This is a genomic window from Novipirellula herctigrandis (assembly GCA_007859835.1).
Classification (GTDB): domain Bacteria; phylum Planctomycetota; class Planctomycetia; order Pirellulales; family Pirellulaceae; genus Novipirellula_A; species Novipirellula_A herctigrandis.
In genome coordinates this window covers 3,826,537-3,848,571 of record SJPJ01000001.1, presented here as the reverse complement: position 1 = coordinate 3,848,571, position 22,035 = coordinate 3,826,537, and the positions used below count along the sequence as shown (strand labels likewise).

Annotated in this window: 19 protein-coding genes; 10 read left to right on the top strand and 9 right to left on the bottom strand. The window is 51.8% G+C overall.

All coding sequences use genetic code 11. The features are described from left to right. Positions 1–99: 99 nt before the first annotated feature. On the bottom strand, positions 100–714 hold the full coding sequence (locus CA13_RS14085; RefSeq protein WP_146397635.1) for a hypothetical protein: 615 nt from the start codon (positions 712–714) through the stop codon (positions 100–102). Between the two features lie 790 nt (positions 715–1,504). Between CA13_RS14085 and CA13_RS14080 the strand changes: the two genes are divergently transcribed. The 5 genes from CA13_RS14080 to CA13_RS14060 all read left to right on the top strand — a co-directional run bounded on the left by CA13_RS14080 (position 1,505) and on the right by CA13_RS14060 (position 7,003). Further along, entirely contained in the window at positions 1,505–2,842 is a 1,338-nt protein-coding gene (locus CA13_RS14080) for a DEAD/DEAH box helicase (RefSeq protein WP_419194337.1), read from the top strand. Positions 2,843–3,020: 178 nt separating this feature from the next. Continuing rightward, on the top strand, positions 3,021–3,155 hold the full coding sequence (locus CA13_RS35145; protein ID WP_419194336.1) for a hypothetical protein: 135 nt from the start codon (positions 3,021–3,023) through the stop codon (positions 3,153–3,155). A 257-nt stretch (positions 3,156–3,412) separates the two neighbouring features. Continuing rightward, positions 3,413–3,616 (top strand): cold-shock protein, encoded by a 204-nt coding sequence (locus CA13_RS14070; RefSeq protein WP_146403654.1) that lies wholly within the window; start codon positions 3,413–3,415, stop codon positions 3,614–3,616. 391 nt (positions 3,617–4,007) lie between these two features. Next, a complete protein-coding gene (locus tag CA13_RS14065) occupies positions 4,008–5,654 on the top strand; it encodes a glucoamylase family protein (RefSeq protein WP_419194335.1) in 1,647 nt (548 codons plus the stop codon). Positions 5,655–5,818: 164 nt separating this feature from the next. After that, positions 5,819–7,003 (top strand): AraC family transcriptional regulator, encoded by a 1,185-nt coding sequence (locus CA13_RS14060; RefSeq protein ID WP_146397631.1) that lies wholly within the window; start codon positions 5,819–5,821, stop codon positions 7,001–7,003. Between the two features lie 104 nt (positions 7,004–7,107). Here the strand turns inward: CA13_RS14060 and CA13_RS35140 are convergent, their stop codons facing one another. From CA13_RS35140 to hemC, 3 genes are all read right to left on the bottom strand, one after another. Next, on the bottom strand, positions 7,108–7,236 hold the full coding sequence (locus CA13_RS35140) for a hypothetical protein (RefSeq protein ID WP_419194334.1): 129 nt from the start codon (positions 7,234–7,236) through the stop codon (positions 7,108–7,110). A gap of 134 nt (positions 7,237–7,370) precedes the next feature. Continuing rightward, on the bottom strand, positions 7,371–7,787 hold the full coding sequence (locus tag CA13_RS14055) for a glycosyltransferase family 2 protein (protein ID WP_146397629.1): 417 nt from the start codon (positions 7,785–7,787) through the stop codon (positions 7,371–7,373). Between the two features lie 21 nt (positions 7,788–7,808). Beyond that, the gene (hemC, locus tag CA13_RS14050; RefSeq protein WP_419194333.1) at positions 7,809–8,792 is read right to left on the bottom strand and encodes a hydroxymethylbilane synthase; all 984 of its coding nucleotides are present in this window, start codon (positions 8,790–8,792) and stop codon (positions 7,809–7,811) included. Positions 8,793–9,053: 261 nt separating this feature from the next. On the opposite strand from hemC, the gene CA13_RS14045 reads away from it, so the two are divergent. The 4 genes from CA13_RS14045 (at position 9,054) to rnhA (ending at position 16,540) form a co-directional block, all read left to right on the top strand. Then, complete coding sequence (locus CA13_RS14045) at positions 9,054–11,765, top strand: protein kinase domain-containing protein (RefSeq protein ID WP_419194332.1); 2,712 nt, start codon at positions 9,054–9,056, stop codon at positions 11,763–11,765. A 130-nt stretch (positions 11,766–11,895) separates the two neighbouring features. Next, positions 11,896–12,948, top strand: coding sequence for a CPBP family intramembrane glutamic endopeptidase (locus tag CA13_RS14040; protein ID WP_146397625.1), 1,053 nt, complete (start codon positions 11,896–11,898; stop codon positions 12,946–12,948). Between the two features lie 101 nt (positions 12,949–13,049). Then, on the top strand, positions 13,050–16,079 hold the full coding sequence (locus CA13_RS14035; RefSeq protein WP_146397623.1) for a VWA domain-containing protein: 3,030 nt from the start codon (positions 13,050–13,052) through the stop codon (positions 16,077–16,079). Beyond that, entirely contained in the window at positions 16,076–16,540 is a 465-nt protein-coding gene (rnhA, locus tag CA13_RS14030; RefSeq protein ID WP_146397621.1) for a ribonuclease HI, read from the top strand. Before CA13_RS14035 ends, rnhA begins: the two co-directional genes overlap by 4 nt. Positions 16,541–17,093: 553 nt before the next feature. Here the strand turns inward: rnhA and CA13_RS14025 are convergent. The 4 genes from CA13_RS14025 to CA13_RS14015 form a co-directional block, all read right to left on the bottom strand. Beyond that, positions 17,094–17,675, bottom strand: a complete 582-nt coding sequence (locus CA13_RS14025) for a hypothetical protein (RefSeq protein ID WP_146397619.1) — start codon at positions 17,673–17,675, stop codon at positions 17,094–17,096. Positions 17,676–17,699: 24 nt separating this feature from the next. Continuing rightward, a complete protein-coding gene (locus tag CA13_RS35135) occupies positions 17,700–18,185 on the bottom strand; it encodes a pyruvate kinase (protein WP_473087462.1) in 486 nt (161 codons plus the stop codon). Between the two features lie 70 nt (positions 18,186–18,255). Next, positions 18,256–18,516 (bottom strand): hypothetical protein, encoded by a 261-nt coding sequence (locus CA13_RS35130; RefSeq protein ID WP_419194331.1) that lies wholly within the window; start codon positions 18,514–18,516, stop codon positions 18,256–18,258. A gap of 81 nt (positions 18,517–18,597) precedes the next feature. Next, complete coding sequence (locus tag CA13_RS14015) at positions 18,598–19,323, bottom strand: YbhB/YbcL family Raf kinase inhibitor-like protein (protein ID WP_419194330.1); 726 nt, start codon at positions 19,321–19,323, stop codon at positions 18,598–18,600. A gap of 460 nt (positions 19,324–19,783) precedes the next feature. On the opposite strand from CA13_RS14015, the gene CA13_RS14010 reads away from it, so the two are divergent. Further along, complete coding sequence (locus CA13_RS14010) at positions 19,784–20,947, top strand: baeRF7 domain-containing protein (RefSeq protein ID WP_146397615.1); 1,164 nt, start codon at positions 19,784–19,786, stop codon at positions 20,945–20,947. 188 nt (positions 20,948–21,135) lie between these two features. Here the strand turns inward: CA13_RS14010 and CA13_RS14005 are convergent, their stop codons facing one another. Beyond that, entirely contained in the window at positions 21,136–21,912 is a 777-nt protein-coding gene (locus CA13_RS14005) for a nitroreductase family protein (RefSeq protein ID WP_146397613.1), read from the bottom strand. Positions 21,913–22,035: the final 123 nt, after the last annotated feature.

The window sequence follows — 22,035 nt, the reverse complement described above, 5'->3', positions numbered from 1 at the left end:
TGAAACACAGTGCCGTTAATCGTTCGGAAATCAAAAAAACAAGCCGACCTCGAAAGGCCGGCTTGTTCGATACTGGATTGTTCAATCGACGGTTTGATGCTAGTTCAGCATGCCTTCTACGTCGCTCATAATGCCTGCGACATCGATGTCTTCGGCGGCGAAGGTCTTCGTCGATACGATCTTGCTGTCGTTGGCAACCACAATGGTGATCACAGCGTCTTCACGGATCTTGTAGTTGAGAGGTCCGGTCTTGGAATCTTTCGCGACGACCAAAGGAACGTTCTTTGCCGAACTTGCCTCAGCCAATTTTTCAGCATGGGCTTTCAACGAACCCGCGTCTTCACCAAGTAAGGTGACCAAGCCTTTTAGTTTTGAATCTTCGTGAGTGGCGACGGCGGAATCAATTTTGCGAAGCAATTCGGGAACTTTTCCACCGGTATCGCGAGCGAATACCATGACCATTGGTCGCGAGCCATATCGGCATCGATAGCATAGTTCTTGACCTTGATCGACTCCGTCTTCTTCTGCGCCGGCGATTTTGGTCACATAGAATGCGCCAATGGAATCGCCTTCTTTCAATCCATCGCTGCAGCAACTTTCGGTGCAAGTGCTTGGGCAGGTTCCCACTTTTTCCTCTGCGGTGGCCTCGTCGGCAATAGCAGGTGAAGCGATTAATGCGAGCGCAAAAATTGAACCATAGAATAAGCGTGACATACTGAAGTTTCTCCGATTTACTGAAAAGTAGAGTTAGGGCTTTTACAGACAAGTTTTTAGCTAAATGATCAATGGCCGATGTCGATTTCGATCCGCCGAAGATCGTGTCGCCGCTGAGCGATATTATTGCGAACCGAGTCTCTAAACAACTGGACAAAAGGGTAGGGTCTCTCTCTCGAATCCAAGTTTATTGGGTTTGTCCCTAGGCGTTGGGGTGGATTGTGGTTACACTCCCCCTGAACGCTGGCGGTCCCCTGGGGGCTGATTCCAGCAGAGGAGGTCGGAAAGAAGCGAGTAACATTTCACGAAATTCCACACGATTGGTGCGAACGAAGTGTAAATGTTTTCCGGCGAAATTGGGGGTTTCTAACAGAGTTACCTGGATCCTCTTAATCCCTAATTCAAATCGCAGTGAGTTAATTCGCTGCACCAGTTGCTGCCTACTATCGGTTGTGTTGACCGCTCTAGAAAGCCGCCACGCGTCGTCAAGGACGCAATAAGGTTCTGAGACTTTCTTGTTTGTCCAGAATCGCTGTGACGGTTCCATTGCTTGTAGTTCCGGATTTTTCGGTTTCGATGCGCTTGGGTCGTTTCAGCCTACTGAAATCAAATGCAGTCATTGAATTTACGAAGCAATCGCCGATTCCTTATGCATTGATTCTCAGTTTGGATCCAGTAAATAAATACACATACTGCCCCAGAGCATTCCCACGCTTGAACGTCGTTACGACGACACTATTGGTTTGCGACCAGGGGCGAACTATATCACAACGACAGTAGGAAACACCCTTTGAAGACTTTTGAAGAGATGGATCTGATCGAACCGATCAAACGATCCTTGAAAGAACAGAATTACACGACACCAACACCCATCCAAGCTCAAACAATTCCAGCGGCGCTCGACGAGCGAGACATTCTCGGTGTCGCACAAACCGGCACTGGCAAAACCGCTGCATTCGCATTGCCGATCCTAAACCAATTGGGCGAACGTCATCGCAAAGCATCGCCCAATCGCCCGCTTGCACTTGTCCTTGCCCCGACGCGCGAATTAGCAATCCAGATCGGTGAAAGCTTTTCGACATACGGCAAGCATTTAAGGCTTCGCCACGTTTTGGTTTATGGTGGAGTGAGCCAAGGGAATCAAGTACGAGCACTCAAACGCGGTGCGCACGTTTTGGTGGCTACACCTGGCCGGTTGCTTGACTTGATGAATCAAGGGCATATCGATTTAGATCGATTAGAGGTCTTCGTTCTCGATGAAGCCGACCGCATGCTCGACATGGGTTTTCTTCCTGATTTGAAGCGGATTATCGAGTGTTTGCCCGATGATCGGCAGTCTTTGTTTTTCTCGGCAACGATGCCTCCAAAGATCCGAGAGTTGTCCGAGCGTTTGCTAGAAGACCCTGTGGCAGTGAACGTCACGCCGAAAACGACAAGCGTGAAGCGAATCGAACAGCGAGTGGCATTCTTGGATCGGAACTCGAAAATGCCGACGCTGCAAAAATTGCTTTCTGGCAAAAATACCGATCGGGTGATCGTCTTCACACGGACCAAGCGAGGCGCAAATGTGTTAGCCGAAAAACTCTCGCGTCATTCCTTTAAAGCGGTTGCTATTCACGGAAACAAATCCCAGAACGCTCGTCAAAGAGCACTTGATGCGTTCAAACGCAACCACGTGCAAGTATTGGTCGCGACCGATGTCGCCGCACGTGGAATTGACATCGACGGAGTGACTCATGTGGTCAACTATGATATGCCCGTTGAACCGGAAAGCTACGTGCATCGAATCGGCCGAACCGGACGAGCGGGGGCCGAAGGGATTGCGATTTCGTACTGCACGCATGACGAACGAAGTGAATTGCAGGCGATTGAAAAACTGATCGGGCAAAAAATTCCGCTCGATCCGAATCATCCAAAACCTGATGCCCGCGACATGGCTAGTCCGCCACGCGATGCAAAGCCGAAGAGCGGTCGCCGACGGTTTGGATCTCAGAAATCCGGCTATAAGCCAGCTCGCAAGAACCGGTCCACCGGGACCGGTTCGACGGACCCACAAGGCCAACGCAACGGAAAGAGACCGTCGCGAAGCCGGAAGTCGAAACGCCCTCAGCGGGCTGCTCAGGCGTAAACGAATCATGCTCGGTGGGGGAAGTCGCAGTGGATTTCGCCTGCTTCGGATGGCAGAATTGAACAAGTTTTCCACAGAATTCACCGCGAGTTCTGCGGGCTGGAACTACTTTTTACTAGGCTCAAGGAGAGACGCTATCGCAAAGAATCAAAATACTTTCGCCAAACGACAACGCGAAATGGAAAAAAAATACAAAGCGGATGAAAAGCGAAAACGGCGTTTAGAGCGAAAGCTGAATGCGGAAGCAGTGCCGGAATCCGAGCAGGCAATGGGCGATGACCAGCCCGGTGCCGCAGATGACCTCGAAGTATAAATGAACCATTTGGCTACCCAATCGGTGCACCAGTTCGTATTGGGGCTCGTTTTGATAGCCTTTCGGAGCCATAGCCAGCGTTGGTTGTGGTATAGTTAGCCCATCAATGTTTCTTGTCGCTTTCACGGCAGCATGTAATATTGAGGGATATTTAGTAACGGGATTGTTTCCAGCAATCCCAAATGTCGCCAATTGTTGGGTGAACGTTTCACATGACAACGGCGCCATTCCTGTTTAGAGAGTATTGGATAGAAGAGATGGCAGAAGGCAAGATTAAGCGGATTACTGACAAGGGTTTCGGTTTTATTGAAACTGACACCGGCACCGACATGTTCTTTCATAGCTCGGCGCTTGAGGGCGTTAACTATGATGATCTACGTGAAGGTCAACTTGTTTCGTACAATGTAGGCAAAGGTCCTAAGGGACCACGCGCTGAAAACGTTCAAGTTGTCGGAGAGTAGTCAAGCGAATCGGCCCTCAAGCTGATTGATTTGATTCCTTTAAGATAAGATCGCTAAGATGATCGTAACACCGGGCCCCACTTGTGGGACTCGGTGTTTTTTATTTGCTCTAATCGGACCGCGCATGGTCGGTGCGGACGCGATTCGCATCGGCATTTTTTTACATCATTCAATGAATGACAAACGGTGCCGACCGCAACTGTCACGCAGAAGACCAAACTTGAGTTTTTCTTGGAGCCGTAGCTTGCACTTTCTTCGCATCACTGTTTCATGCGTTTTGTCAATTGTGTCCAAACACGCCAATGGTTTTCGGGTACTTACCCTTTTTCAAAGCCATCTCGTCCACAGAATGGTGATCTGGAAATGATTGTCCACCTAGGAGCTGTAACGAATGCTTTTCGATTCCTTCCTGTTGCATGCCAATAAATGTCTCTTGGTGATCGTCGCCTTCTGTGTGCCAGCGATATTTGTAGGCTCGCTGAGTGCGAACGGTCAGCCGACCGGTTTGAGGGCTGAGGGACACGATTGTCGTATCGATCTAGTTTGGGATCGTGCAAGTGATTCCGATCAAGATCGCTTCAATGTCTACCGTGCCGATCATGCCAACGGCCCTTGGATTAAGCTCAACTCGCGTCCACACGCGATTCATGTTTACAGTGACTTCATCGGAGAAAACAACAGAACGTACTATTACCGAGTTACCCAGTTAGCGGCCGAAACAAGGGCCAAGTCGAGAGGCGTGGCAAAGGACCGTTCAATCGAGTCAGCAGCATCGGAAGTGGCCATCGCGAAATCTCGCGAAATGAATGATGAAGAGTTTCTTGACTCGATGCAAAAAGCTTGCTTTCGATACTTCTGGGAATTTGGGCATCCGATCAGCGGATTGGCTCGCGAAGGGTTCACGCATCCGCGGTCGACCACAACGACCGGAGGAACGGGTTTCGGTATGATCACGATCATGGTTGGAGCCGACCGTGGTTTTGTCACCCGAGAACGGGCTGCCAAACGCCTTCTGAAAATGGTCACGTTCCTTGAAGAAAAGGCCGAGCGTTATCACGGACTATGGCCGCACCATTTGCGTGGCGACACCGGTGAGACGATTCCCTTTGCAGGACGGGAAGACAACGGTGGTGATATCGTCGAATCCGCTTTTCTTTTTGAGGGGATGCTTACGATACGAGAGTACTTTGATCGCGAGTCCCCACTTGAGAACGAACTTCGTAAACGTATTACGCGGCTATGGGAGCAGGCCGAGTGGAGTTGGTATCTTCAGCCGGGCGACAAAATGCTCACTTGGCATTGGTCCAAAGAATATGGCTTCATCAAAAATCACAAGGTCAGCGGTTTCAACGAGTGCATGATTGCATATTTGTTGGCGATGGCGTCGCCTACTTATCCAATCCCCGCGGACTGCTACTATTTAGGTTGGGTTGGCAATGCAAAGCGGTACGTCAACGGCAATACTTACTATGGCATCATGCAACCGGTGGGCAAACCGTATGGTGGGCCGTTATTCTTCACGCATTACTCCTATATTGGTCTCGATCCTCATCAACTAACGGATGCCTTCACCAATTACTACGAAAACAACCGAGCAATCTCGTTGATCCATCAACGTTATGCGATGACCCATCCAAATCAGCGTCGAGGCTACAGCAAGCTTGTTTGGGGGCTTACAGCAAGTCAGAATCCACGGGGTTACAAGGCCCACGCACCGGGATTCAAATCCGATCGGGACGACGGTACAATCGCACCGACGGCGGCGATTAGTGCTTTCCCTTACACGCCTGACGAATCGATGGCCACTTTGAAGTATTATTACTACGAGATGGCGCCACAGATTTGGGGGCCGTTCGGTTTTCATGATGCGTTCAATCGTGGCGACGATTGGGTGTCGTCAAACTATCTGGCCATCGATCAAGGACCGATGGCTCCGATGATTGAAAACCACCGCACGGGTTTACCGTGGAAGATGTTTATGAAGTCCGACGTCGCCAAAACAATCCTTGAAAAAATCGAGGAAGCCCATTTGCCGTAGTGGGTGTTAAGCGAAGCAGTTCCTTCGCGTTTCTGATCGATGGCCGAGATTGAAACGCTAGACGATGGAGTCAAGCTCGCTAGAGGGATCAGGTGTTGAGGATAAACTAGTGGTTGGAGAGTCGTCACGCGAACGGCCCACAAGCGGATTGATTTGGAAGAGAGATGGACCCACCAAAGCAAATTTTGTTGCTCGTCGAAACGTCACGCGTGTTTGGTCGTGGCATCATTCAAGGGATTTCTCGTTATGCGAAAGAACGCGCAAATTGGCTCTTTTCGTTCGAAGACCGTGGTCTACTCGAAGAACTGCCACCGTGGCTTAAGAATTGGCAAGGTGATGGCGTTATCGTGCGAAGCCCGACGCGAAACTATGCAACGGCGATCAGCCAAATGAAGTGTCCCGTCGTTGAATTGCTTGGCGACGGAAAACAGCGATCGGCCGAAGTCAGAGTTGACGAGCGGATGACGGCTGAGATGGCGGTGAACCATTTGGTGCAGCAGGGATTTGAGCATCTGGCGTTTTATTCGTTTGCCGGTTCTTGGTGGTCCGATGCTCGTCGTGATGCCTTTGAATCAATCACCAAGTCGCGAGGCCTTTCCAGTTGTATTTTTCCTGGCGCTTTCGAGGGAGATGATTCGGCCTATCCCCCGTGGAAACAAGCCTATGAAGAATCGCTGGTTCGTTGGCTTGATCATTTGCCAAAGCCGGTCGGTATTTGGGCTGTTGCCGATTCCCAAGCGATCCGAGTCCTTGAAGCGTGCCGTAAACTGAAACTCCATGTGCCGGCCGACGTTGGGATCTTGGGGACGTCCAATGAAGATATTGTTTGCAGTATGCTTTCGCCGTCTCTCTCTAGTGTGGGGTTGAATGCTCAAGAGGTTGGCTACAAGGCGGCATCGCTTTTGAATGCGAAGATGAAGCGAAGTGGTAAACCAAAAGCGAGTCGAAAACAAATTGATGAACCGGTGATGATCACGCCATCGGGAGTCGTGATTCGAAAGTCTACCGATCGTATCGCGGTCATCGACCCCGAACTCGACCAAGCGGTGAAGTTGATTGAGCAGCAAGCATTGAATGGTTTGACGGTCGAAGCATTGGCAAACGAACTAATGGTGTCACGCAGCACTTTAGAGCGACGCTTTCGAGCCTTCTTCAAATGCTCACCTGCTCAAGAAATTGATCGCATTCGTATTGAGCGTTCGAAGGCATTGCTCCGTGACACGGCGTGGCCAATCAGTATTGTTGGACAAAAGACCGGGTTTGGGTCACCGGAGAATTTTGTTCGTTTCTTTCGGCGGATCGTTGGGAAAACGCCACGTCAATATCGCAACGGATTCTATGAGGATTAGCAGGCCGTTTGGATCAGTAGTGCAAACTTTCTTTCGTGCCGGCCCTTTGCCGTTTGTCCCAAGAAGTTGAAGCTAATAGTCGGCGACCAACGCATCAGCGGTGATTAGTCCAAATAGGGCGTGCCGTCGAGCATCAGCGTTATCCGGTCTCGCGAGTCGATTATCTCCACCGCGATTTGTGTATGCCGAGTCTCATCGGAATCGATCAACGGATAGGATAAATTGGGTAACATAACAGCGACAACAACCAACAGTAAACTAGCAAATGCGATGGCTTCTTGCCGTGAGTTCCACCGTTGCGACTCGGCGAGAAGTGCATGATGGTGGAATACGGATCACCGGTTCGATTAATTCCTTTCCGTCCACCTCACGAACGGTCAAGGGCAACGAACCATGTTGGGACCGATGACACCACGACGTGTCGGATGCCCCGGTATCCGCTCGTGAACGGCAGGTTGATGAGTCCAACGGTTGCCAGGTACAGTAGCGAAACTCGCTCGACCCAATCGCCAGTGTTGTCGGTGCTGCCATCGACAATAACGATAATTTGGCGGTCATCGGTGATTTGTTTGAGTGCATTGCCGGGCTCGGTGATCGCTTTGACAATCACTTCGATTTCTTTCCATGCAGGCAGGACGAGCGAGATCGCAGGGGACCAGGCTAGCACAACTGCGGTGCTGCCGAAGAAGCCGGGAAATCCAACAACTTCAACATGCAGAGCTATTGGAATTCGTTCTGATTCTCTCGGCGAAAAGCGAAGCGGTCGCGACTCTGCAACGGGCACCCATCGATCGATGTCGATCGGTTATTGAGCGTCGTCACGTCCGCGGTGAATGAGCTCTCGTGCGCCACGGTTTGCTAAGTTTTCAGTCGCTTGGTTGGCAAGTTCCGTGGCCACTGCTTGCCAGACGCTTGGATCGAATGGTGCAGATCGTTCGTCTTCGAGACGCTCTTGCCCATCGGTCGATAGCACGATCGCACGTAACGATTGAACGCCGTTTTGGATGTGGCTGTAGGCGGCGATGGGAGCTAAGCAGCCACCGTTTAAGTTTGCTAGTAGAGTTCGTTCGGCGGTGATTGCAGCACGCGATTCAATGCTATTTAGGCATGAGGCCTTTGTGATCACGTCCGAGGCGGATGCCAGTGTTTCGATGGCTAGGGCACCTTGCCCGGGTGCCGGTAGCATTTCTTCGAGCGGCAATTCCACTCGTGGAACCGCATCCATTTTCAGTCGTGTTAGGCCTGCGCTAGCAAGCATGATTGCGTCGTATTCGCTTGAGTTTAATTTTTCGAGTCGCGTTTGCAAATTGCCACGGATCGGCTCGATTGTCAAATCGGGGCGACGGTGTTTCAATTGTGCGGCTCGGCGCCGACTGCCGGTGCCGATGCGAGCTTTTTCCGGAAGCGAATTGATCGAGTAACGATGGAGTGAAACGAGGCAATCGTTAACCGCTTCTCGCTTGGGGACTGCAACGAGTTGCAACCGGGGGTCCTGTTCAGTGGGCAGGTCTTTGAGTGAGTGGACGGCGATATCGGCTTCGTCATCAATCAGGGCTTGTTGGATTCGCTTTGTGAACACGCCAACTTGGCGAGTGGAATCGATGGGGCGCATGTCAATGTCTCCGCTACTGACAAGCGGCACGATTTCGGTTTCAAAGCCAGCCTGATTCAGCAGCATCGCGACATGTTCGGCCTGCCACATCGCTAAGGGGCTGTGCCGCGTCGCGATTCTCAGGACACGGGTTGGGGGGAAATCGGAAGTTGTCGATGAGGGGGCGGATGGCGACAAAACGGGAGTCCAGAATAAGAATCGCGGGAGTGCAAAAATAATATCGAAGCGTGTCAACAACAATGACAGTTAGAGTCGGTCGGAAAAACGAGGGGATTCACTGTGGTTATGCGACATTAAAACCGCCCTAACCGGCACTCTTTTCGGGAGGCGGAGTGACATCCGAGCTGATTTCTCAAGTCGACTCACGCAGCGACCGTCTATAATAAGTGATTGTAGACTTTTCGAAACCGTCCTTTTCTTTCTCGTTGGCCACCAAAATTGTCTGAATCCTCCTCATCCGATATGACCCCCATCGAAGATCAGCCCACCTGTGCTGGGGAGATGGTCAGCGATTCGGGAATGGACATTTTGTTCTCGGAGGGTTCCCAAGCAATCAGCCTCAAAAATGTGCATTTTGATGGCGAATCGGCAGGCGACCAAATGCCGACTCAACTCGGCGGTTACACGATCAAGCAACAAATCGGCTCTGGCGGTATGGGCCAAGTTTACCTCGCCGAGCATGTTCGGATGCAGCGAACAGTGGCGATCAAGACCTTACCGAGTCAATTGATGCAAGATCAGCGGGCGGTCGAACGATTTTACGAAGAGATTCGCAATGCATCCCGAGTCCTTCATCCCAATATTGTCGCTGCCTTTGATGCGGGCGAAGACCATGGCGTCCATTTCTTGGCGATGGAATACGTTGACGGAATGACGTTAACGCGGTTAGTCGCCCGAAGCGGTCCAATGGCCGTTGGGCAAGCAGCGTCCATGATCCGGCAAGCAGCGATGGGGCTACTGCATGCTCATCGTACGGGAATTGTGCATCGAGACGTCAAACCGGGCAATTTGATGCGTTCCATCGACGGCACGGTGAAAGTCCTCGACCTTGGGTTGGCTCGGTTTAGCACGTCAGGGTTAGCGGTTGGCCGCCAAGCGACAACTCAAACATCGGAGTCGAACAAAGACGGCCAGATTGTTTCGGGGGCCGAAGAGGGGAAGCCGAACAAAGGCCGTTTGATCGGGACCTTGTCCTTCATGGCACCGGAGCAACTTGAGGACCCCGACTCGGCCGACCCACGCAGCGACATCTATTCCCTTGGCGCGACGATGTATTTTTTGTTGACGGGCCAACCACCATTCACCGGTGAATACCTTGACTTGGTTTACGGGCATCGTCACGGCGAGATACCTGACTTGATGCAAATCCGCCGCGATGTCGATCTGCAATTTGCCAATGTTTTTCGTCGCATGATGGCCAAGACCCCCGATGAACGCTACGCATCACTGGACGAAGTGATCGAAGATTTGGCAGAGTACGCAGACCAAGCGAATGAGCCTCAGTGGTTGTCGGAATTTGCGAGCCATCAACCGGTCAATGAAGCGTCCACGTTCGCGGGCGGGTCTACGTCGGGTCAAGTGGCCAATGTGTTGGCGATTGATTTTGGGATGTTCTTTTCTGCAGCTGCCGAAGCGTCTCCGATGGGACGCGTCAATTTGCTGTCGGCCGGTGGCGACGGGGCTACTCTTTTTCGTATGGCGTTAACCACCCAGGACGGCGAATTGCTGTATGGCGAAGACGCAATGCGATTGCGGACAAGCAACTCCAAAAAGTTGCTCCACTGCATTCCCATGTACATTGGAAAACAGGTGGTAGAACGCGATATCGCAGGCCGGCATTGCCCACCCGAAGTTCTATTGGCGATGTTGATCCGAAAGTTAACGCGAAATGCTTGGGAACTTGACGGAGCCCCCGCGGCAGTGGCCTTAACAGTGCCGGCAAGTTACGATCAATTGCATCGGCGTGGCATGTTGCAAGCGGCTCAAATGGCAGGCCTCTCGTCGGTTCGGTTGGTTGACCGCAGTGTCGCCGCGGTTCAATCGCTGTTGTTTGATCCAGCATTTGATTCCCTTCACATCGATGCCTCGATTGAAACAAACGAAATTGGTGAAGCAAATGGGCCGATGGTTGAGTCGGCACCGGACCAGAAAATCCTGTTTGTAGGGCTGACGGGTCAGGGGACCGAAACGGTGTTGTTCCGTCGTGAAGGTAACCGTCTAAAGCAGGTCGCCACTGCTGGGCATTGGCATACCGGTACGTTGCCTTGGCTTCATCGATTGGTGGATTTGACCGCTGAGATTTTCATGGAAGCGTTTGATGTCGATCCGCGAAAAACGGGACAAGCGGCAGGCTTGCAGGTGGCGTGTGAGAACGCAATGAACGCCCTTTTGATTTTGCCTTCAGCGAAAGTTACGATTCCGATTCATGGAGAAAATCAATCGATCACGGTGCGTCGCGCTCAATGGCTCGATCGGTGCAAGGATCTACTCGAAGGGATCCGCAGATCTGTCAAGGTCGCGTGCAAACGTGTTTCGCTGTCACGTCGCCGGATCGATGTGGTGGTGACGCTCGGGCCACTGCTCCGGATGCATGAGGTTCGTGCCGAGCTTTTGCGAGGGTTTCGGAAAGATGTGACCATTCAAACCGTTGACCGAAGCGATGTGGCGCGAGGAGCGGCAGCTAGCTTAGCGGGCGAATTGCCCGGCCGATCGTCGATGGCGATGCCGCATCAATCGATTACGACTCAGACGATTGGTATCTTGGTCGAAGATGGACGCGGTCGCCGGCGGATTTTGCCGGTCATCCCCGCAGGAACGGTGATTCCCGCGCGAGCGAATCGTCGATTGACCGTGGGGGAAAATCGCGAAACGATGGCACTTTCTTTAGTTGAATCGTCAGGTGTTGAACGAGAAACTTGGCATTCACTGGGCCGATATGATTTCGAGATTGACGAGGGATCATACGGCAGCGAAAGTCGTGCGAGAATGATCGGATTCGAGATTAATGTGAACGGATTGCTTACCGTCCGCGTCCAAACGCCCGGCACGCCTGGTAGCGTGAGAATGGACACCTTGCCAAAGCCGAACCTCAGTGACGAGGAAGTCGTTTTATGGACTCGTTGGATTGATAAGCTCGATAAACTCGATTGACGTGATCGGCCGAATCGATGTTGTCGGATGAATTCCCACCAAGCTCGCATTTGCGTACACTACAGGAAGCCCTTTCGTACACGGACATCGTCGGGTGTGTCCTTCTTCCGCAATCGACAATGACTATCTTATGGAATCTATTCCGCCCGATCCTCGAATCACTCCGGACGGGGCCGATGCGCTGACCCCATACTCAAACCCGTATGCTTCGAGACCTGAGCATCCGGATAGGGAGCCAATCTCAGTGGAATTGGTGTCCGAACTAGAATCTTCCGAACCGATCCTGGTCGCGTCTTTGCCGAGACATCCGCGTTGGTGGACGCCTATCGCTGTGATTTGTGCTTCGTTGGCGATCTTCATTGTCGTCAGTACTGCGGTCGTGTTTCTCGCTTTTCTTTTGGTTCACGGATCGTTTGACCCCGCGATGTTCCGCGACCCAAAAGCGTTTGACGAATTGTTTCGCTCGCGAATTGGCATCGTGTTGATGATTTTGATTCCACAAATGGCGATGATCGTTCCTTCGATTGTGGCTGCGAAATTGTCGCCCGTGCAAATGCGGAAACGTTTGTCGCTCGTTCGAGGTCATTGGCCGGTTTGGGTCTGGGTCGCTGCTGCGTTCGCCACGCCGCTGGTTGGATTGATTTCGTCGGTGATCGTCGGGCTTTTTCTTGAAGACAGCGAGAATTTGAAACAGATGTCCGAGGCGTTTCGCTTTCATGGAGCGAATGGCTTTTTGATTCCGATCGCTCTGTTGATCGGAGCGACACCGGCGATTTGTGAAGAACTGCTTTTTCGCGGCTATGTGCAAACCCGATTGACGAAGTCGTGGGGTCCGTTTTTTGGGATTTTGCTGTCATCGATCCTGTTCGCTGCGTTCCACATGGACATCGTTCATGTCATCGCGGTGTTCCCTCTGGGGGTCTATTTAGGGTGGCTGTGTTGGCGAAGCGGTTCCATCTTTCCAGCGATGTTGGCACATTTTGTGAATAACGTGATTAGCGTGGTTGCGGTAACATTGGCACCGGCTGACCAATCCCAAGTTTTGGGAGCACCAGGCGTTGCGGTCACGCTTTCGATCCTCGGATTTGGTATCCTAGGAGTGACAACGGTCATCATGGCATCGATCTATTTCGGCCGGCCTGATGAATTGGGTGATGTCGCACGCGATGTCGCACCGGCGTAGTAGACGTCGCATCGGCGTAGTAAAGAAATGATTAATAGCTAGTGACAAATAGCGAATGATAAATCGGTCTGTTTTTCCATTCCCCACGCCCCGTTTCTTTTATGCTTCCCTTTCGACTCGCGTTCGATCATCCCGGCTACCTTTGGTTGCTGCTTGGTTTGCCGCTGCTTTGGTGGATCGGGTTTAAGTCTCTTGGCGCGCTTGGGCGTTTCCGTCGCGCACTCGCTTTGCTGTTTCGCACCGTCGTTTGGACGGGGGTTGTCTTAGCACTCGCTGGGGTTCAACTGGTATGGGTCAGCGACCGAGTGACGGTGATGTACCTGCTCGATCAATCCGAGAGCATTCCACGAATCAAACGTCAGGTGATGCTGGACTACGTGATTCGGAACGTTCGCCGGCATCGGGATAGCCAACGCGAAGACCGTGCCGGGATCGTTGTCTTTGGGCGTGACGCATCGATCGAAGTTCCACCGTTCGATGACGATATCCCCCCGCTACGTCGGTTGGAAAGTTTGCGTGACCGAACCGATGCGACCAACCTAGAATCGGCATTGAATTTGGCTCAAGCCTCGATGCCCGAAGACACGTCGCGGCGAATCGTGATCGTTACCGATGGGAACGAAAATATCGGCCAAGCACGAAAATTAGCTGCACGAGCCGCCGACTCAGGGATTGGCATCGACGTGGTCCCAGTGCTGCTTGATGCGAAGAGCGAGGTGTTGGTCGAGAAGATCGATTTGCCCGAAAATATTCGCAAAGGCCAGCCTTTTGAAGCTCGGGTGGTCGTCAGCAACTACTCGGATGCCGCGGTAAGCAACCCAGTCGAAGGGAAATTGCGGGTCAAGCAAAACGTCGCTGGCGAAGAGTCCTTGTTGCTTGAAGAAACAATCCGTTTGCAACCGGGTAAGAATGTTTTTCCGCTACGGCACCAAATTGAACAACCGGCTGCCTACACCTATGAAGCCGAGTTTGTCCCCAATGCCGACGATGATGACGGCATTCGTCAAAACAACAGTGCGACGGCTTACACCTACGTTCGCGGGAAAGGCCGCGTTTTGGTGATCGAAGAAAAAACGCGACTGGGTGATTTCGATTTGATGATCGAAACGCTTCGCGACAACAATATTGAAGTTGTCTCGATGCCAAACGACGAACTGTTTAGCTCCCTAGCGGAACTGCAGGCCTATGACGCGGTCCTGTTGGCCGGGGTGCCGCGTTTTTCAGACCAATCCGGGGATGTTGTCAATTCGTTTTCGGACGAACAAATCAAGATGCTCGTTCGCAATACGCAACAACTCGGTGCAGGACTGCTGATGATCGGCGGTCCCGAAGCGTTCGGTGCCGGTTACTGGGCCGGCTCGGAACTTGAAAAAGCGATGCCGGTGGATTTCAAAATCCGCAATAGCAAAGTCGAAGCGGTCGGAGCGCTGGCGTGTATTATGCACGCCAGCGAAATGGCCGAAGGAAACTATTGGCAGAAGGTGATCGCGCGTGCTGCAGTGGAGCAACTTGGTCCATCGGACTATGCCGGAGTGTTGCACTGGAGTATGAACGGCGATTCATGGCTTTGGGGTGGCAAGAACGGGCTCTTGGAAGTCGGCCCGAATCGCAAAGCCATGCTGGCGGCGATCGGACGCATGACGCCCGGTGATATGCCTCAATTTGATCCCGCAATGAAGATGGCTGTTGCCGGGTTAACACGCACCAATGCGTCGATCAAACATTGCATCATTATTAGTGACGGTGACCCAAGCGACCCGTCGCCGACGACAATCAAATCGTTCAAAGACAATAACATTACGATCAGCACCGTCGCAGTGGCGTCACACGGTTTGACCGAAAGTCGTCGACTGCAACAAATCGCTCAGGCGACGGGTGGCAAGTATTATGCCGTTCGAGATGGTCGAGCATTACCGAAGATTTTTCAACGCGAAGCCCGCCGTGTCTCGCGACCGCTCGTCTATGAACCGCCCGGCGGTGCTTTTCCCGAGGTGATTTTTCCTCATGCCTTACTTGATGGCGTGGATCGAGTCTTGCCGAAATTGACCGGGTTCGTTCTCACGCAAACCAAAGAAAGTCCACTTGCTCAGGTACTGATTCAATCACCCAAACCTGATTCAGCCGAAAACGCGACCATTTTGGCCGTTTGGACCTACGGACTCGGTCGCACCGCGATACTAACGACGGATAGCGGAAAGCGCTGGGCTGGGGATTGGGCTCAGTGGGGCGGTTATGAAAAATTCTATTCGCAATTGGTCCGATGGATCATGCGACCGACGGGCGATACAGGAAAATTTTCGGTTGCCACGCAAGTTCGCGATGGCGAAGTCCAAGTGGTTGTCAGTGCGCTTGACAAGGATGATTCGTTCTTGAATTTCTTGGACATGAATGCCTCCGTGCTTGACCCCAATCTGAAACCGGTGCCGCTACGAATGCGTCAAACCGCGCCAGGGCGATACGTTGGATCGTTTGCCTCAGACGAAGCGGGAAGCTACTTTGTGAATGTGATCCCGGGACCGGGCGCCGCACCGTTGACGACCGGCGTGACGGTGCCGTACAGTGACGAATTCCGCGTCCGCGAAACGAACCAAGCGTTGTTGCAATCGCTTGCATCCATTGGGCCACGAGGCGGTAAGCCGGGCGAAATCACCGCGCCGCTGGAAGATCAATTGAGTGAAGAATTGATCGACGCTAATGCGTTCCGTGGCGGTTTGGCATTGGCTCGGAGTTTTCGTGATGCGTGGCCATGGTTCCTGCTCGCCAGTTGCGGGCTGTTTCTTGGCGATGTGTTTGTTCGTCGTGTTTCGATTCGTTTCGATTGGGTTGGAAAGGCCATCGACAGGATTCGAGGTAAGCAGGATGATGCGAAATCGACAGCGACGGTTCGGTTGGATGCGTTGAGAAAGAGCAAAGAGTCACTGAGCGATTCAATCGAGCGACGAAGGACGAGTGTGCGGTTCGAACCATCGGCGACAGGGGACTCAAGCGAGACGGTTGACGTAATGGATGCAACGGCATCGAAGCCCGCGGCGAAGAAACCGTCAATCGAGCAAGAGCCAGATGCGGGCCCAAGTTACACGGAACGATTGCTCGAAGCGAAACGCCGAGCAAAAAATAAGGAAAAGGAATGAAAAAAGTTGATTTGTTTACTGACGGTGCATGCAGCGGAAACCCCGGGCCAGGAGGCTGGGCGTTTATTTTGCGATGTAGCAAGACCGATAAAGAACTCGAACGGAGCGATGGTGACCCAGAAACGACCAATAACAAAATGGAGTTGACTGCTGTCATTCGCGGACTCGAAGCACTCAATGAACCATGTGAAGTCACGCTGCATGCCGATAGCACTTACGTCGGCCAAGGCATCAGTTCGTGGATGAAAGGATGGAAGAGTCGCGGTTGGAAACGCAAAGAGGGTTCGAAGCTGGTACCCGTGAAGAACGAGGAACTGTGGCGAACGCTCGATAAGCTAATCCAGAAACACAAAATCATTTTTAATCATGTCAAAGGGCATGATGGCCACATTGAAAACGAACGATGCGACAAGTTAGCAGTCGAAGCTTACCAAAAATACCTGCAACGACGGGCACAGTAAGGGACTCGCTCTCATGCGAGCACATTGGTAGTCATGACTACTGAATAGAAGGTCGTCACTGCCCGCACGCGACTCACTTCGAGGCTTGCGGATCGCGAAGGATCAACAGTTGCCCTGCAAAGAAGGTTGAATTGTCCGGCAGCTCACTAATCGTAACCGTGGTTGTGTAGTTCCCTGCTTTGAGGAATGTGCGTCAAACTGATGCGAGTATCGATCCAGTTCACCGTCAGTGAGGCTCCCTCTTTGCTGCACTTGATCGAGTCACTCAAAATTTTGCCTGTGCGGAATTCATCGTTGCAATTGACAGGAGTCGTTTTCTTGTACACTGATTTCCAACCGTCGCTCGTCTAGGCAACGGGCAGGGGAATCAATGTTGCGTTTCCGAGGCGTTGTTTTCCATCGGAGGCGAGATCGATCGAGGGCGTGCCACATTGTTCGCTGTCTTTTTCTGAAGGAATGCTGCTGATTACCATTTGCAATGGTGTTGAGCACGCAACTCCCGATCGTATGAGACGTGGCTCACGGTGTCAGACCAATGTGGTGCGATTAGACGCTACCAATAGACGCCGCCATAGTAGTACGGGGTTCCGCGGTAATAGTAATACCAGTGCGGATAATACTGGTACTGGTATCGATAATACGGATATCGGTAAACCCGACGATACGGCAGTCGATAGCGATATTGGCGAGTTTCGTTGTTTTGGTTTCGGTAGCGTGAACCAGTCCAGTCGTTGCTAATGTTGGGTGGAAAACCTCGGCTGCTGTCATATTGAACCAGGATTACAGAGCCCAGTGGATTCGCTTGGCTTGGTTCAAGCTGTGAAATGTCATCGTTGGTTGCCGCCGATTTATTTAGCATAGTGGCATTTGACACGGTATCGTCACCATTTTTCGCAGGCAGCGTGCTTCGTTTCCATTGGCCCATTTCCTTCGGAAGCAAACGCATTTGCCTACACATCTCGTCCTTCGTGTCGAGTACGCAAACGTCCTGTTCCGGGCAGGCTCCCACTAAGACGCCGAGCTGCAGCGAGCTTTGATCCGTATGGAGGTCTATATCATCAACTTGTGCGGCTAAAGCCGTGACACAAACCACCGCAGAAAACAAACCAACATAGCCTGGATTAATAAGTTTCATTGGAGTTTTTCCTTATTGAGCAAGTTACCTATTTGAGTAAGGAGAGGCAGCAAATTCGGGGCCAGAACCCGCTTCGTTTCCATTGCTGAGATCCACCTTGATATTCTTGGCTACCGAAGCACATTCCAGCCCTATACCGCAGCATGTCTTTTTATTCAGCAAATGCTCAGCGAGATGGAGACGACGGAAGATGGGGCGTTTCTTCGCTTGATCAGTTTGCATTCGGTGTAAGATGTCGGCCAGCGATTGGACGGCTTCGACGATGTTTTCACCCTTATGGAGCATCACGCATTCGGCACGCGATCCCATTCCCGCATCAGTTACTTCAACGCGAGTTGGCAACCCTGATTTTGCTAGTCGCTCGAGTACTTGAGTGGCCCAGATGACGGGAACGTGTGCTGCTTCGCACATCCACAGGATTTCTTCTTGCACTTCGACCAACCGCTCGAACCCGCATTCCATTGCCAGGTCTCCGCGGGCGACCATCACTCCCGTAGCGAGGCAGTGCATGACTTCTAATAACAACAGTGGAAGGCATCTCAAAGGCCAGCCGGGATATGATGGAATTGCGTTTCCGGCGTCATGTAAGTCGTCTGTCTCGATTCGATCCAGACACATTGCGAGCAGACGTGGAAATATTCAATTGTCTGGCTCTGCCAGCAGCAACGAAATCGTGCACCAGTTGAATATCAACCGCAGCACACCGGTCCATCGTGACCATGATCGATGGACGTGTGTTGCCAACATGGCCGAGCAACGCGTTTGTGTTTTTGCGGAGCATCATGTTGCCTGTGTTGAAATTGACCGGAATGGCTGATTCCGGTAACAAGTCAGCGGTCATATCGCCAACCGCAATAAGGTTTGCTAAAGCAAACGACTCACATCGCCCGAGCGACGAGAGACCTCACGACACTCACTCTCGCTACTTTTGCTCGAATGTTCCCATCAGTTTTGCTTGCGCCAGAATATGTCCTTGCATCGCCGCAAGCAGCGATTTTTGGTCGGCCCGTTTCGCTGGCAAGTCGATTTGCTGATCGAGTGAGTAAAGTGTGAAAAAATAACGGTGCGGGCCGCTTGCTTTGGGCGGCATCGGGCCGCGGTAGCCTACGTTGTCTCTGGCGAAGTCGTTTGTGCCTTGATGAGCTCCCGCTGGATCGGCGGGTTCCGGCTTGCACGCGATACCAGCGGGCAACTGCGACTCATCAGCCGGGATGTTGTAGATCACCCAATGAATCCAAGGGCCCTGTGGCCGGGGATTGGCACGACTGGGCACATCTGGGTCATCACAGATCAATGCGAATGATTCGGTCTCGTTGGGCACTTTTGTCCAAGAAAGCGGCGGAGAAATATCTTCACCGACTCCCGTGTACTTCGCAGGAATTGGTTTGCCATTCGTAAAGGCAGTGCTGGTGATCTGCATCACTATCATTTCCTTGTATTTCGTTGGAGCGTCTTGTCGTTGACCAGAAAAATTTTCGGAGAATAGTAACGACGTCACTAGCAGGGGGAATCCCCGAATCAAGTTTGACATCTTAGGTTTCTGTTGAATTTGGTCACGAGGCAGATGTCGCCAAGACTTCTGAATCTCAAGCACAAACACATGGTCTTTGGCGAGTTCCGCAGCTGTCTCTTTAAGAAATTCGAGCAAAGCGTGTACCGAAGGTTGTGTGCTGATCTGCGCACTCTCGTTATGCACGCGTGTGCATTTGCACCTTGCCGAAATTCAGAGACTAATTGGAAGCATTGTTGTAGGACGGATTTCCAGCGGTCAGTTGTGTTCCGATGCACGCTAGGTTTCTTGGACACGTTAGGTGCGAATCTCGCCACTATCACAGTCGACACCCTCTTTTCGGTCGGTCCTTCGCAAGCTTCCACGGCACACAACTTGCAGTTTACTGAACCGTGTTTGCGAGAGTCTCCATCCGAACGCGGAATATGTTAACCCACAAACACCGAAGAAAGGTAAACGGTCAGATTCAACTTTTGTTGGGCAAATTAGTTGAGTCGCTTACAAGATGAAAGAGAGCGATTTCGGGTAGGCGTGGAGTCTGCTGATCAAAGCTAATAGAGTTTCTTGGTAAGAACGTTATTCACAATAGGCCACGGAAATGAACACACTCGACCATCGACAATTTGATCAACTTCTGCGAAGTGAAGGTGGACCACATGTGTCGATCTTTTTTGCTGCTCCCCAAGTACCACGCGATTCCGAGGATGATCGTATTCGGCTCGGCAATCGGGTTCGGGAGACACGCGAAACGCTAGTTCAAAATTGGATGCCGGCGACCGAAGCGGAGGATTTTCTTAAGCCGCTACATGACCTAATGACGTCCAGTGAATTTACGATGGATCGTCGTAGCGGAATGGCGATTTTTCTTTCTGACAGCGTGTGGAAGGTGTTCCAAATTTACGAAGACGTTTCTCCGCGACTCGTCGTCTCTCGTTCGTTTTTCCTTCGGCCACTCGTGTCGATCTTCGATACTGTTCCGCCATTTTTCGTGCTAAGAATCAGCAAAAATCACGTCACGCTATTCTCGGCTTCCGCGACCTCCATATCCGATGTCAGTGACATTTCGTTTCCCGAAAGCTTTAAACAGCAACACGCGTCGGTCACTGTGGACTCAGGATTCCAAGTGCATTCTGGTAATACACGGACGCCTGGAAAAGAGAGAGCCGTATACCACGGACAAGGCGGTGTTCCGGATACCGGAAAAGCGGAACTGACTCACTATCTGCGACAATTGGACGATGTCGTGTACAAGTATATTAGCAATAAACCCGGCATGGTGATTCTCGCCGGCGTCGACTACGAGACAGCGATCTACAAACAAATTGCTTCAAGTGATCGAGTCGCCGAGAAGACAATCACAGGGAACGTCGATCAGTTCTCGCCCGAAGAGATGTTGCAAAGAGCCTTGCCAATCGCAAAAGAATGCTTGGGAAATCAATTGCAGGAGGACGCTTCGGAAATATGCGACCGCCGTCACCACAAAGTCGCGACCGACCCCGAACAAGTTCTCATTGCAGCGCATGAAGGGCGAATCAACGTTTTGTTTTTTGATAAAGACTCCGAGTTGAACGGTAGCTTTTTCGAGGACACGCGAACATTGCAAGAAATTCGCACAAAGCCGACTGGTCAACCCGGAGACGCCAGTCGCGATTTGATCGAGATGGCGATGGTGCAAACGCTGCTTCACCGGGGGCGAGTCCACGGTGCAGCGAAAGACGAAATGCCCGTTGATAAGAGAATGGCAGCAAGTTTGCGATATTGAGCCTACGAAGCTTCCCCCTCAATAACCGCAACACGCAAACCGCTAATTTTGCTTGCTTCTGGCTTTGTCAGCATTGACTTGGCCAAAATCAAGTTGAGGGAATTGCTTGCGGAGGTGTTGGTCGAAGATTTTGATTTGCGATCATGGGTACCGGGTTTGCCTAGTGAGTAACGCAACCGAATGATCATTCACAACTCATGCAAGAACAATGAGTTGTCAAACCGGATTTGTTCTCCGTAGATTCCGTTTTCGGCACGCTTCCCAGCAGAAACGACCATGCAGATTTCTGCTTGTCTTGGCAATTCAAGCAACTTGCGGATGCGAGTTGCGTCCATTCCTTCCATCGGACAACTGTCAAAATCAAACGCTCGCAGCGACAGCATCAAGTTCTCGCATGCGAGCGCCGTTGATTTGTGCGCCCACACTCGCATGTCCGACTTGCTGGCTGGACCACGCGGCATTGGTTTTCGTAGTGCCATCAAATTCATCACCAATTTCTTCAGCGGTGCAAATAGATAGAATGGCCCATGAGCACATGCCATCGGCACGATCTTGTGATAGTAGTCCAACATTGCCTGGGGAATCTTTGCATCCGAAGCAGCCAATGTTTGTAGCATGATTTTCCGGTTCCTCCGCCAAGTATCCAGTCTGGCGACACAAACGATTAGCTCCTGTGCTGTGGCTGCCGCTGGTTGGTTTAGGCAAAACTGTACCAGTTTCTTTTTCTTATTCGGATCGCGGACCCAGTAGAATTCCCAGGGCTGCAGATTTGACGAATTTGGTGCGAGAATGGCCAATTCAAGGCACCTGCGCATGACGTGCTCGGGGATCGGATCGTCGTTATAGACTCGTACGCTGCGCCGTGATTGGATCACCTTTTCGAACTCGCCTTCGTTCATTGGGACCGCCGGTTCCGTGTAATCGAATTTGGGGATCGCTTGAATGAACTCACTTGTGCTCGACATGGTTTTCGCTCGTTTCTTAACCTTTGGCTCGACGCAGAAAAATCATTGTAACGTCGTAACAAGAGCCATGTGTATTGGATCGCACGCGGGCGGTTTTATTGTCGCTTCAGTTGTTTTTTGAGT